This window comes from Streptomyces armeniacus (genome assembly GCF_003355155.1).
GTDB lineage: Bacteria > Actinomycetota > Actinomycetes > Streptomycetales > Streptomycetaceae > Streptomyces > Streptomyces armeniacus.
Window position 1 is genome coordinate 2,818,813 of the sequence record NZ_CP031320.1, and the last position, 12,100, is coordinate 2,830,912.

Below are 12,100 nucleotides of genomic sequence, written 5' to 3' on the forward strand. Positions count from 1 at the left end.
GGACGACCGGGGCAGCCACCGGGCCGCGGGGAATCACATGCGCCGGTGGCGGAGCGCGCGTTCGCCGTGGCCGAGGGCCGTCCTCAAACGCCGGACGGGCTTGGGGGCCGGACGGGCTTGGGGGGTGCGCCCACGGGCCGAAGCGCGGCGCCGGACCGGCTTGGGGGGGGTGCGCCTTACTGGCTGGCGGGGTGCGCCGGGTCGTGGACCTCGCCGACCAGCATCTCCAGCACGTCCTCCAGGGCCACCAGCCCGAGCACCCGCCCACCCGGATCCGCCACCTCCGCGAGGTGCGACGCGGCGTTCCGCATCGCGCCGAGCGCGTCGTCCAGGGGCAGTTCGGCGCGGAGGGTGGCCATCGGCCGCCAGATCCGCTGCGGTACGGCCCGGTTGCCGTCCTCGAGGTCGAGCACGTCCTTGACGTGGAGGTAGCCCATGAACGCGCCGTCGGCGGCGCAGACCGGGAAGCGGGAGTAACCGGTCTTGACCGTCAGCTCCTCGATCTCGCGTGGCGTGACCGACGCGCCGACCGTGACCAGGTCGGCCGGGTCGAGGAGTACGTCGGTGACCGGCCGGGAGCCCAGCCCGAGGGCGTCGGAGAGGCGTTCGTGCTCCTCGTGGTCCAGCAGCCCGGCCTGCCGGGAGTCCGCCACCAGGTGTGTCAGCTGCTCGCTGGTGAACACCGCGTCGACCTCGTCCTTCGGCTCGACGCCGAACGCCCGCAGGATGACCCGCGCACACGCCCCCAGCGCCGCCGTGAACGGGCGGCACAGCCGGGCGAACGTGACGAGCGCCGGGCTGAACCAGAGCGCCGTGCGCTCGGGCGCCGCCATCGCCAGGTTCTTCGGCATCATCTCGCCGATGACCAGGTGCAGGAAGACGACGACGGCGAGCGCGATGACGTAGCCGAGCGGATGGATCAGCGGCTCCGGCAGCCGTACGGCGTGGAACACCGGCTCCAGCAGGTGCGCCACCGTCGGCTCCGCGACGGCGCCCAGGGTCAGCGAGCAGATCGTGATGCCGAACTGCGCCGCCGCCATCATCTGCGGCAGGTTCTCCAGCCCGGTCAGCACCCGGCGGGCGCGCGCCGAGCCCTCGGCGGCGAGCGGTTCGATCTGGCTGCGGCGCACGGAGACGAGGGCGAACTCGGCGCCGACGAAGAAGCCGTTGGCGAGCACCAGTACCGCGGCGAAGAGGAGTTGCAGGACGCTCACGACGCGGCCCCAGCCCGTACGACGGCCCCCGGCTGCGCGTCCGCGCGTACGGGCCCGTGCACGGCGGGCTCCGTACGCACCACCCGCACCCGTTCGGCGCGGTGGTGCGTGACGAGCCGTACGCGCAGCTGCCAGCCGCCGGGGCCTTGCAGCCGCGCGGTGTCGCCGGGCGCGGGGATGCGGCCGAGGATGTCGGCGACGAGGCCGGCCACGGTCTCGTACGGCCCGTCGGGCGCGTCCAGTCCGATGCGGCGCAGGGTGTCGACGCGGCAGGCGCCGTCGGCGTCCCACGCGGGGAGGCCGTCGGGGTCGTGGACGACGGCGAGCTGGGGCGGGTCCTCGTCGTCGTGCTCGTCCCGTACCTCGCCGACGAGTTCCTCGACGATGTCCTCCAGCGTGACCACGCCGGCGGTGCCGCCGTACTCGTCGACGACGACCGCGATCGGCTGCTCGTTGCGCAGCCGCTCCAGCAGCGGCCGGACGGCCAGGCTGCCCGGAACGAGCAGCGCGGGCACGGCGATACGGGACACGGGCGTCCGCAGCCGCTCGTGCACCGGGACCGTGAGCGCGTCCTTGAGCTGGACGATGCCGGTGACCTCGTCCAGCCGCTCCTCGTAGACGGGAAAGCGGGACAGGCCGGTGGCGCGCGTGAGGTTCAGCACGTCCTGTACGGTCGCCGCGGTCTGGAGCGCGCAGACGCGCACCCGCGGGGTCATCACGTGCTGCGCCGTGAGCCCGCCGAGCGACAGGGTGCGCACGAACAGGTCCGCGATGTCCTGCTCGATGGCGCCGGCGCGGGCCGAGTGCCGGGCGAGCGAGACGAGTTCGCCGGGCGTACGGGCGGAGGCCAGCTCGTCCGCGGGCTCGACGCCGAGCAGCCGTACGAGGCGGTTGGCGACGGCGTTGAGCAGGGCGATGACCGGCCGGAAGAAGCGCGCGAAGAGCCGCTGCGGGCCGGCGACGAAACGGGCGACGGCCATGGGCCGGGACACGGCCCAGTTCTTCGGCACCAGTTCGCCGATCACCATCTGGACGGCGGAGGCCGTGAACATGCCGACGAGGACGGCGACTCCGGACACCGCGCCCTCGGGCAGCCCGGTAGCGGTGAGCGGCCCGTCGAGCAGCGAGGCGAGCGCGGGTTCGGCGAGCATGCCGACGACGAGGGAGGTGAGGGTGATGCCGAGCTGGGTGCCGGACAGCTGGAACGAGAGCTCGCGCAGGGCCCGTACGACGCTGCGGGCGCGGCGGTCGCCGCCGGCGGCGGCACGTTCCGCTTCGGGCTTCTCGACGGTGACGAGGCCGAACTCGGCGGCCACGAAGAAGCCGTTGGCGAGGATCAGCAGGAAGGCCGCGGCGAGCAGCAGCAGGGGCATGCTCACCGGCGTTCACCCCGTGCGGCTCCCGACTCGCCGCCGTGTCCCGGTTCCTCGCGGCAGGCCGTCGTCCCGGAGGGGGCGACGGCGCAGGTACTACAGGACGATCCGTCCATCGCTGGAGGGTGTCACTCCTCGGTTCGCAGGGGCCCGCGCGGGAGGGCGGGTGCGGCTGGCGCCGGCCAGGACAAGACTAATCAAAGGACGCGAAGGCGGGGAGGCTCCCTGATTGGGCTCGGCTCGCTGCCGGCCGCTTGTGTCCGGTCCCGACGCTCTCCGACCCGCACTCGCTCGTACCTCGCTCACTCGGTCTCATCACTTTCGGCACCGGCGCGGCCTTTGGCTCGCTCGCGAGGTTGGGGCTCGGCTCGCTCGCCGGCTCGAGCTCGGCTCCGGTCAGCGTTCCGCCGTGCCGTACTTCTCCGCGAGTGCGCGGAGCGTACGGGCGTCGCTTACGGCCTGCGCCTTCGCGACGCCCGGCTGGATGCCCATGACCGGAAGGATCGTGCCGTCCGCGAGGTCGAGGTAGACCCACGGGTCGCCCGGGCGCAGGTTGACCTTGAGGATCTCCGCCCAGGAGAGGCACCTGCTGGTCGTGAGGTTGACGACCGTGACGCCGTCCGCGGCCGCGGTCACGTGGGGGCGGCTGAGCAGCAGCAGTACGGCGAGGAACAGCAGTCCGGTGAAGACGAAGCTGATCCGCTCCGCCGCGCTCAGGGTGTCCAGGACCAACGCGATGACGCTGATCACCGCGCACGCGGCCACACCCACGCCGATCAGGACGACCCGCGTACGGGTGGGCCGGAACGTGACGGGGAGGTCGGGGAGCGCGGGCGGGCCGGGCTGGTCGGGCGGCTGGGTCACGTGTGCTCCCCGCGGATCAGAGGCGGCAGGCGTGGATGCCGGTGGTGAGGATGGCACGGGCGCCCAGCTCGTACAGGTCGTCCATGATCCGCTGGGCCTCCTTCGTACGCACCATGGAGCGCACGGCGACCCAACCCTGGTCGTGCAGCGGGGAGACGGTGGGCGACTCCAGCCCGGGGGTGAGGGCGACCGCGGATTCGAGGCGTTCGGCGCGGATGTCGTAGTCCATCATCACGTACCGCCTGGCGACCAGGACGCCCTGCATGCGGCGGAGGAACTGCTGCACCTTGGGGTCGTCCGTGCCTGCCCCGGCGCGGCGGATGACGACGGCCTCGGAGTGCAGGATGGGCTCGCTGATGATCTCGAGTCCGGCGTTCCGGAGGGTGGTGCCCGTCTCCACGACGTCCGCGATGATCTCGGCGACGCCGAGCTGGATGGCGGTCTCGACGGCGCCGTCGAGGCGTACGACGGAGGCGTCCACGCCCTTGTCGGCGAGGTGGCTGCTGACCAGGCCGGGGAAGGACGTGGCCACGGTCATGCCGCCGAACTCGGAGACGTCCTTCGCGGTGCCGGGCCGGGTGGCGTACCGGAAGGTCGAGCCGGCGAAGCCGAGCTGGAGGATCTCCTCGGCGTTCGCGCCGGAGTCGAGGAGCAGGTCGCGGCCGGTGATGCCGATGTCGAGCTTGCCGGAACCGACGTACACGGCGATGTCGCGGGGCCGCAGGAAGAAGAACTCGACGCTGTTGTCGCTGTCGACGAGCACCAGTTCGCGGCGGTCCTTGCGCTGGCGGTAGCCCGCCTCATGGAGCATCTCCGACGCAGGCTCGGACAGTGAACCCTTGTTGGGGACGGCGATGCGCAGCATGAACGGGCTTCCTTCGGTGCGGGGAGGTACGTGCGGTGTGCGGGTTACGTGCGGTGTGCGTGGGTGCGTGCGGACGGGGCGGCGCCGGCGGGCTCCGCGGGGCCCCTGCCGAGACGGGGCGGGCGGACCGGTCCCGGCTCAGAGATGAGCGTATACGTCGTCGAGCGAGACGCCGCGCGCGATCATCATGACCTGCACGTGGTAGAGCAGCTGGGAGATCTCCTCCGCCGTCCGGTCCTCACCCTCGTACTCGGCTGCCATCCACACCTCGGCCGCCTCCTCGACGACCTTCTTCCCGATGGCGTGCACGCCCTGTCCGACCAGTTCGGCGGTGCGGGAGGTGATCGGGTCGCCTGTGGCGGCTTTCTGCTGGAGCTCGTCGAAGAGCTCCTCGAATGTCTTGTTGGCCATGGTGGTCCAACTCTACGTGCTCGGCGCCCCGGCTCAGCGTGCCGGTGCGGGCACCGTGCGCAGGGTCACTGCCGTGGCCACCGCGGCGGTGACCGCTTCGTGCCCCTTGTCCTCGCTCGACCCGTCCAGCCCGGCGCGGTCGAGGGCCTGCTCGTCGGTGTCGCAGGTGAGCACGCCGAAGCCGACGGGGACGCCGGTGTCGACGGATACCTGGGTGAGGCCCTGCGTCACGCCCTGGCAGACGTAGTCGAAGTGCGGGGTGCCGCCGCGGATGACGACGCCGAGGGCGACGATCGCGTCGTAGCCGCGCCCGGCGAGTGCCTTGGCGGCAACGGGCAGTTCGAAGCTGCCGGGGACGCGGAGCACGGTGGGCTCCGCGATGCCCAGTTCGCCGAGGGCGCGCAGCGCGCCGTCGACGAGGCCGTCCATGACCTTCTCGTGCCACAGCGCGGCGATCACGGCCACGCGGAGGTCACCGCAGTTCCTGACGGTCAGTTCGGGTGCGCCCTTGCCGCTCACGTCGCTCTTCGCTCCTCGTTCTCGGTGCCGGTACTCGGGGGGTGGTCGTACGGGGTCTTCGGGTCTAGGAGCCGTACGGGTCTACGGGCCGTACGGGTCTACGGGCCGTACGGGTTCAGGTGCTCACTGGTTGCCGCACGCGGACGCGAGGGCCGCGTCCAGCCAGGGCAGGTCGTGGCCCATCCGGTCCCGCTTGGTGCGCAGGTAGCGGATGTTGTGCTCGCCGGCCTGTACGGGCATCGGCTCGCGCCCCTCGACGCGCAGCCCGTGCCGGACCAGCGCGGCGGTCTTCTCGGGGTTGTTGGTCATCAGCCGCAGCGAACGGACGCCGAGGTCGGTGAGCATCTGGGCGGCGGCGCCGTAGTCGCGCGCGTCGGCGGGGAGGCCGAGGGCGAGGTTGGCGTCGAGGGTGTCGTGCCCGTGCTCCTGGAGCTCGTACGCGCGCAGCTTGGACAGCAGCCCGATGCCGCGGCCCTCGTGGCCGCGCAGGTACAGCACGACGCCTCGGCCCTCGGCCTGGACGCGCTCCAGGGACGCGTTCAGCTGCGGCCCGCAGTCGCAGCGCAGCGAGCCGAAGATGTCGCCGGTGAGGCACTCGGAGTGGACGCGTACGAGCACGTCCTCGCCGCCGTCCGCCTCGATGTCGCCCGCGACGAGCGCGATGTGCTCGACGCCGTCGGTCGTGGAGCGGTAGCCGTACGCGCGGAAGTCGCCGTGGCGGGTGGGCAGCCGGGTGGCGGCCTCCCGGTGGACGAGGGGTTCGGCGGAGCGGCGGTACGCGGCCAGGTCCTCGATGGAGATGATCGACAGGCCGTGCTTGCGTGCGAACGGCACGAGCTCCGGCAGCCGCAGCATCGCTCCGTCCTCGCCCGCGATCTCGACGATGGCGGCGGCGGGCCGCAGCCCGGCCAGCCGCGCCAGGTCGACGCCGGCCTCGGTGTGGCCGGCGCGGGCGAGGACGCCGCCGGCACGGGCGCGGAGCGGGAAGACGTGGCCGGGGCGTACGAAGTCCGCGGCCTCGGCGCGCGGGTCGGCGAGCAGCTGGATGGTGGCGGCGCGGTCGGCGGCCGAGATGCCGGTGGTGACGCCGTGCGCGGGGGCCGCGTCGACGGAGACGGTGAACGCCGTACGCATCGACTCGCTGTTGTGCTCGACCATCTGCGGCAGTTCGAGCCGGTCCAGTTCGGCGGGCTCGAGCGGGACGCAGATGAGGCCGCGGCACTCGCTCATCATGAACGCGATGATCTCGGGGGTGGCCATCTCGGCGGCGACGATGAGGTCGCCCTCGTTCTCGCGGTCCTCGTCGTCCACGACGACCACGGGGCGGCCGGCGGCGATGTCGGAGACGGCGCGCCCGACGGGGTCGAGGGCGAGGTCGCGTTCGTCGGGGCCGAGGACGGGCGGGCCGTACGGGACGCTGCCCGTGGCGCCGGCGTCCGCCTCGTACGCGTCCGCCTCGTAGGCGTCGCCGAGTGTGCCGCCGGTCGGGCCGTGCAGTGCGGTCATGCCGCAACTCCTTCCAGGACGGGCTGCTGCTGTGCCGTGTGCCTGCGCGAGTGCAGCCACCAGGCGCGCATGCCCCACAGGACGAGACCGAGATAGACGACGTAGACGAGCCCCGAGAACGCCAGCCCGCTGCTGAACGCGAGCGGCACCCCGACCAGGTCGACGAGCAGCCAGGCGAACCAGAACTCGACCAGCCCGCGCGCCTGCGCGGCCATCGCCGCGAGCGTGCCGACGAAGATGTACGCGTCCGGCCACGGGTTCCAGGACAGCGAGGGCACCAGCGTGAACAGGGAGCCGACGGCGAGCGTGCCCACCGCCGTACCGGCGGCCAGCACCCCGCGCTCGCGCCACGTGGCGAAGCGGATGGCGACGTGCCCGTCCTGGGCCCGCCGGGTGCCGCTGCGCCACTGCTGCCAGCCCCACACCGCGACCACGATGACCAGCAGCTGCTTGCCGACGCCGCCCGCGAGCTGCGCGGAGGCGTACGCGGTGACCAGGATCAGCCCGGACAGCAGCTGCGCGGGCCAGGTGAGCAGGGAGCGGCGCCAGCCGAGGGCGAGGGCGAGCAGGCCGATGAGGTTGCCGAGCATGTCGGACCACTTGACGTGCTGGCCGAACGCGGCGAAGGCATCGCCGTTCAGCCAGTCGAAGGCGCTCATCGGAGTGCCTCTGTACGGGCGTCGGGCGCGGTCTCCGTACGGGCGTCGAGCACGCCCTCCGTACGGGCGTCGCGGCCCGCGCCCAGCAGCCGCTCCACGTACTTGGCCAGCACGTCGACCTCCAGGTTCACGGGGTCGCCGGGCTGCTTCACGCCGAGCGTCGTCAGCTCGAGGGTGGTGGGGATCAGGCTGACGGTGAACGAGTCCTCGCCGGCCTCGACGACGGTGAGCGAGACGCCGTCGACGGTGATGGAGCCCTTCTCCACCACGTAGCGGGCGAGGCCGTCCGGGAGCGCGATCCTGACCAGTTCCCAGTGGTCGCCGGGGGTGCGTTCGGTGACGGTGCCGGTGCCGTCGACGTGGCCCTGTACGAGGTGGCCGCCGAGTCGTCCGCCGAGCGCCATGGGGCGTTCGAGGTTGACGCGGGAGCCGGTGCGCAGGGCGCCGAGCGCCGAGCGGTGCAGGGTCTCGGCCATGACGTCGGCGGTGAACTCGCCGTCATCCACTGCGACCACGGTCAGGCACACGCCGTTGACGGCGATCGAGTCGCCGTGCCGCGCGTCCGCGGTGACGAGGGGCCCGCGCAGCCGGAAGCGGGAGGAGTCGCCCCGGTTCTCCACGGCGACGACCTCGCCCAGCTCTTCGACGATTCCGGTGAACATCAGGGACGGTTCTCCTTACGGGCCTCGGGAGCGGCCTCGGTGGCGGTGTCGGCAGCAGTGTCGGCGGCGGTCCCGGCGGCTTCGCGGGCGGCTACGGGCGGTGCGCCGGAGGCGGTGCCCGGTACGGCGGTGAGGCGCAAGTCGGGTCCCAGCCGCGCGGTTTCGGTCACGGTCAGCCGCAACGCCGCGGCGATGGTGGAGATTCCGGCGTCACCCAGAGCGGCCGGTCCGGCACCGAGCAGCACGGGCGCGAGGTAGCCGATCACGCGGTCCACGGCGCCCGCCGCCAGGAACGCGCCGGCCAGCGCGGGCCCGCCCTCCAGCAGCACGGAGCGGACGTCACGCGCGTACAGCTCGCGCAGCAGCGCGGTCAGCTCCAGCCCGCGCCCGTCGCCGTCCCGCGGCAGCCGTACGACCTCGGCGGCCGCGGCCAGCCGCGTGGCGTCGGCGTCCTCGGCGACGGCGACCAACGCCGGTGCCGCGCCGTCCAGCACGCGGGCGGTGGGCGCCGTACGGGCCTCGGTGTCGAGCACGACGCGCAGCGGCTGCGTGGCGCCCTCGATGCCGCGGACGGCGAGGTGCGGGTCGTCGGCGAGCTGGGTGCCGGAGCCGACCAGCACGGCGTCCGACTCGGCGCGCAGCCGGTGCACGTCGGCGCGGGACTCCTCGGAGGTGATCCAGCGGCTGGTGCCGTCGGCGGCGGCGCTGCGGCCGTCGAGGGTGGCGGCGTACTTCCAGGTGACGTACGGGAGTCCGCGGCGTACGGCGGTGAGCCAGGCGGCGTTGCCCGCGGCCGCCTCCGCGGCGAGCAGCCCGGACGCGGTGTCGAGCCCGGCGGCGGCGAGGGTGTCGCCGCCGCCGCGGGCGGCCGGGCTGGGGTCGGGCACGGCGTAGACGACGCGGGCGATCCCGGCGTCGACGAGGGCCTGCGTGCAGGGGCCCGTACGGCCGGTGTGGCTGCACGGCTCGAGGGTGACGACGGCGGTGCCGCCACGCGCGTCGTCACCGGCCTCGGCGAGCGCGTGGACCTCGGCGTGCGGGCCGCCGGCCCGCTGGTGCCAGCCCTCGCCGACGGTGCCGCCCGCGCGGTCCAGGACGACGCAGCCGACGACGGGGTTGGGGCTGGTGGAGCCGAGGCCGCGGGCGGCGAGGGCTACGGCGCGGCGCATCGCGGCGCGCTCGGCCTCGGATGCCGACGCGTCGGCTGCGGCTGCGGCTTCGGGGGCCACCGGGTCCTCCTGCCTCTTCGGGCACGGACTCCGGGGCGCTGAGAACAGCGGTGAACGGGCACATGATCGGGGACACCGGACGGACGGCAGGAGCCAGCCCCAAATCTGGGACGGACCGCCTGACGACGGCGGTGTACCGGTCTCGGCCCGCCGCGCACTGCCTCCCATCCGGACTTTAACCGTCGGTCCAGGAGTTTCACCTGGTCAACCGGCCGCTGGTTGCGGTCGGGTCGCGGACTTTAACCGCCGGTTCGGACTTTCACCGACCCCGGAGTGCGCTTGCGTCACTGGTACGCGTCCAGTCTGCCACGGCAGGCTCGCGGCGCGCTGGCGGGCCGCTGTGGGCTCTCTCACAACCTGCTGGAGGCGCCCGTACACGGTACGAGAGCGGAGGCGTGTGCGACGGCGCGAGTGGGAACGTTCCCGGCTATGGAGCAGACCGGCGGCCGGCAGGCCACCCGCAACGCACGGCGTGCCGTCGCCGTCGTCTTCGCGGCGCACGGGGCGGCGAGCGGCACGTTCGCCACCCGGATCCCGTGGATCCGCGAGCACTTGGACCTGAGCCCGGGGTGGCTGGGGCTGGCGCTGGTGTGCATGACGGCGGGCGCCTCGGCGGCGATGCCGCTCTCCGCGCGGCTGGCGCACCGGTACGGGCCGCGCGCCTCGCTGCGCTGGCTGTCGCTGCTGTGCTGCGCGGGGCTGGTGCTGCCGCCGCTGATGCCCGCGCTGGGCTGGCTCTGCGTCGGCCTGTTCGTGTTCGGCTGCGGGCTGGGCCTGATGGACGTCGCGATGAACGCGCACGGCGTGCAGATCGAGGAGCGGTACGGGCGTTCCGTGATGTCCGGGCTGCACGGCATGTGGAGCGTGGGCACGCTGACCGGCGGCGCCGCCGGCGCGCTCGCGGCGCACGCCGGGCTGGACGCGCGCGTCCATCTGGCGCTGGTCGCGCCGGTGTTGGCGGCAACGGCGCTGACGGCCTGCCGCTGGACGCTGGACATCCGCGCCCCCGGCTCGGCGCCGGGCGACGCGGCCGGCGAGGAACCGCCGCGGTTCGCGCTGCCGGGCCGCGGGGTGCTGGCCATCGGCGCCGTCGGATTCTTCGCGGTCTTCGCCGAGGGCGCGTCCATGGACTGGTCGGGCATCTACCTGCGCGACGTGACCGACGCGGGGCCGGGCCTGGCAGCCGCCGCGTACACCGCGTTCGCCTGCACGATGGCCGCCGCCCGGCTCGCGGGCGACGCGGTCGTACGGCGCTACGGGCCGGTCCGTACGGTCCGCGCGGGCGGCGTCCTCGCGACGGCGGGCGGGCTGCTCGTCGTGGTGTCCCGGGTGCCGGGGGCGGCCGTCGCCGGCTACGCGCTGATCGGTGTCGGCATCGCGGTCGTCGTGCCGCTCTGCTTCGCCGCGGCGGGCCGGACGCAGACCGCCGCACCGGGCCAGGCCATCGCGGGCGTCGCGACCCTCGCGTACGCCTCGGGGCTCGCGGCGCCGGCGGCGGTCGGCTGGATCGCCGAACTGACCACGCTCTCGGTGTCGTTCGGGCTCGTGACCGTGCTGACCTCCGGGCTGGTGCTGTTCGCCGGGGTGTTGGGGCGCGGGGCGGAGCACGGGCAGCATGGTGAGCGCGGGGAGCGCGGGGAGCACGCGGTGCGGGCGGATGTTTCCCCGGACGCGTCAGGTACTCCTGGGCCCCCAGGCGGCTCGGGCGCGCCGGGTGTCTCGGGCGCGCACGCGACGGAGCCCCGCAGCGGTGCCGACCGCGGCTGACCCGGGCGAGGCCATGGTAACAGAGAGTCACGGATTTCGGGGGTCCGCGTCCCCCGTCCGAGGGCACTGCGGAGCGGGGGCACCCAACGGCCCGGCGTAGCTGGGACGCTGCACGCCATGACGTCAGCAGAGCAACTTCCCGTACAGCATGCGGTGAACGCGGACTGGGTGGTCCGCCGGATGCGCGCGCTCGGCGCGATCCTGCCGCCGGAGGACGGGGTGGCGGTCTTCAACCGGGTGTATCTCTCCGTGACCGAGGAGCTGCGGCAGCGGCTGGAGCGGGGGCACTTCGAGGACCGGACGGCGGCCGCCGCGGGCGAGCTGGGCGTACGGTTCGCCGAGCGGTATCTGGCCGCGGTCGACGCGGCGGCGGCGGGGCACCGTACGCCCGCGTGCTGGCGCCCGCTGTTCCAGCTGCGGCGCCATCCTGCCGTACGGCCGCTGCAGTTCGCACTGGCGGGCATCAACGCGCACGTCGGGCACGACCTGCCGCTCGCGCTGCTGGACGTGTGCGGGACGCGGGGCACCGAACCGGTCCTGCTGGAGGGCGCTTTCGACCAGCTCGGCGAGCTGCTGACCGGCCTGGAGGAACGCATCAGGGACGAACTGCTGCCGGGCCCCGACGTCCTCGACGTGACGGACCCGCTCACGCACCTGGCGGGTTCGTGGAGCCTGGAGATGGCGCGGGACAGCGCGTGGGCCGGATTCCGCGCGCTGTGGGGCCTGCGCGGCCACCCTGAGCTGGCGGCCGAGCTGGCGGAACGGTTGGGGGCGAACGTGGGGATGGCGGGGCGCTGCCTCCTCACCCCGCTGCGACGTTGACGCCTCTAAGCCCGTCCGGCGCTTGAGGACGGCCCCCGGCCACGACGCACGCGCGCTCGGCCCGGGCCTGTTGGCCCACTGTCAGTCGGTGGCCGCCCAGGTTCGTCCTCAAACGCCGGACGGGCTTGGTGGGTGGCCACGCCCCGCCCGCATGAGACCGAACGGCTCGATTCGGCTCAGGGCCGTCCTCAAACGCCGGACGGGCTTGG

At 73.7% G+C, this 12,100-nt stretch carries 12 protein-coding genes and 1 riboswitch; of the genes, 2 read left to right on the forward strand and 10 right to left on the reverse strand.

Translation table 11 applies throughout. From position 1 onward, the window contains the following. Nucleotides 1-176: 176 nt before the first annotated feature. The 10 genes from DVA86_RS12280 to ribD form a co-directional block, all read right to left on the reverse strand. On the reverse strand, nucleotides 177-1,214 hold the full coding sequence (locus DVA86_RS12280) for a hemolysin family protein (protein WP_208878110.1): 1,038 nt from the start codon (nucleotides 1,212-1,214) through the stop codon (nucleotides 177-179). Beyond that, on the reverse strand, nucleotides 1,211-2,593 hold the full coding sequence (locus tag DVA86_RS12285) for a hemolysin family protein (RefSeq protein ID WP_208878112.1): 1,383 nt from the start codon (nucleotides 2,591-2,593) through the stop codon (nucleotides 1,211-1,213). The genes DVA86_RS12280 and DVA86_RS12285 overlap by 4 nt, the downstream gene beginning before the upstream one ends. Before the next feature lie 390 nt (nucleotides 2,594-2,983). Next, nucleotides 2,984-3,451: a PH domain-containing protein gene (locus tag DVA86_RS12290; RefSeq protein WP_208878114.1), complete on the reverse strand. Its 468-nt coding sequence runs from the start codon at nucleotides 3,449-3,451 to the stop codon at nucleotides 2,984-2,986. 16 nt (nucleotides 3,452-3,467) lie between these two features. Continuing rightward, entirely contained in the window at nucleotides 3,468-4,316 is an 849-nt protein-coding gene (gene hisG, locus DVA86_RS12295; RefSeq protein ID WP_208878115.1) for an ATP phosphoribosyltransferase, read from the reverse strand. A 138-nt stretch (nucleotides 4,317-4,454) separates the two neighbouring features. Then, nucleotides 4,455-4,727: a phosphoribosyl-ATP diphosphatase gene (locus DVA86_RS12300; protein WP_208878117.1), complete on the reverse strand. Its 273-nt coding sequence runs from the start codon at nucleotides 4,725-4,727 to the stop codon at nucleotides 4,455-4,457. A gap of 33 nt (nucleotides 4,728-4,760) precedes the next feature. Next, the gene (gene ribH, locus DVA86_RS12305) at nucleotides 4,761-5,246 is read right to left on the reverse strand and encodes a 6,7-dimethyl-8-ribityllumazine synthase (RefSeq protein ID WP_208878118.1); all 486 of its coding nucleotides are present in this window, start codon (nucleotides 5,244-5,246) and stop codon (nucleotides 4,761-4,763) included. Nucleotides 5,247-5,369: 123 nt separating this feature from the next. Continuing rightward, on the reverse strand, nucleotides 5,370-6,752 hold the full coding sequence (locus DVA86_RS12310; protein WP_208878119.1) for a bifunctional 3,4-dihydroxy-2-butanone-4-phosphate synthase/GTP cyclohydrolase II: 1,383 nt from the start codon (nucleotides 6,750-6,752) through the stop codon (nucleotides 5,370-5,372). After that, nucleotides 6,749-7,411: a nicotinamide mononucleotide transporter family protein gene (locus tag DVA86_RS12315; RefSeq protein ID WP_208878121.1), complete on the reverse strand. Its 663-nt coding sequence runs from the start codon at nucleotides 7,409-7,411 to the stop codon at nucleotides 6,749-6,751. Before DVA86_RS12315 ends, DVA86_RS12310 begins: the two co-directional genes overlap by 4 nt. Beyond that, nucleotides 7,408-8,073 (reverse strand): riboflavin synthase, encoded by a 666-nt coding sequence (locus DVA86_RS12320; RefSeq protein ID WP_208878122.1) that lies wholly within the window; start codon nucleotides 8,071-8,073, stop codon nucleotides 7,408-7,410. Before DVA86_RS12320 ends, DVA86_RS12315 begins: the two co-directional genes overlap by 4 nt. Then, on the reverse strand, nucleotides 8,073-9,242 hold the full coding sequence (ribD, locus tag DVA86_RS12325) for a bifunctional diaminohydroxyphosphoribosylaminopyrimidine deaminase/5-amino-6-(5-phosphoribosylamino)uracil reductase RibD (protein WP_245997603.1): 1,170 nt from the start codon (nucleotides 9,240-9,242) through the stop codon (nucleotides 8,073-8,075). Before ribD ends, DVA86_RS12320 begins: the two co-directional genes overlap by 1 nt. A gap of 210 nt (nucleotides 9,243-9,452) precedes the next feature. Continuing rightward, nucleotides 9,453-9,583, reverse strand: a riboswitch (FMN riboswitch). Between the two features lie 148 nt (nucleotides 9,584-9,731). Between ribD and DVA86_RS12330 the strand changes: the two genes are divergently transcribed. Together DVA86_RS12330 and DVA86_RS12335 are read left to right on the forward strand one after the other, a co-directional pair. Then, a complete protein-coding gene (locus tag DVA86_RS12330) occupies nucleotides 9,732-11,069 on the forward strand; it encodes an MFS transporter (RefSeq protein WP_208878125.1) in 1,338 nt (445 codons plus the stop codon). 117 nt (nucleotides 11,070-11,186) lie between these two features. Next, nucleotides 11,187-11,891: a DUF5995 family protein gene (locus DVA86_RS12335; RefSeq protein WP_208878126.1), complete on the forward strand. Its 705-nt coding sequence runs from the start codon at nucleotides 11,187-11,189 to the stop codon at nucleotides 11,889-11,891. Nucleotides 11,892-12,100 lie beyond the last annotated feature (209 nt).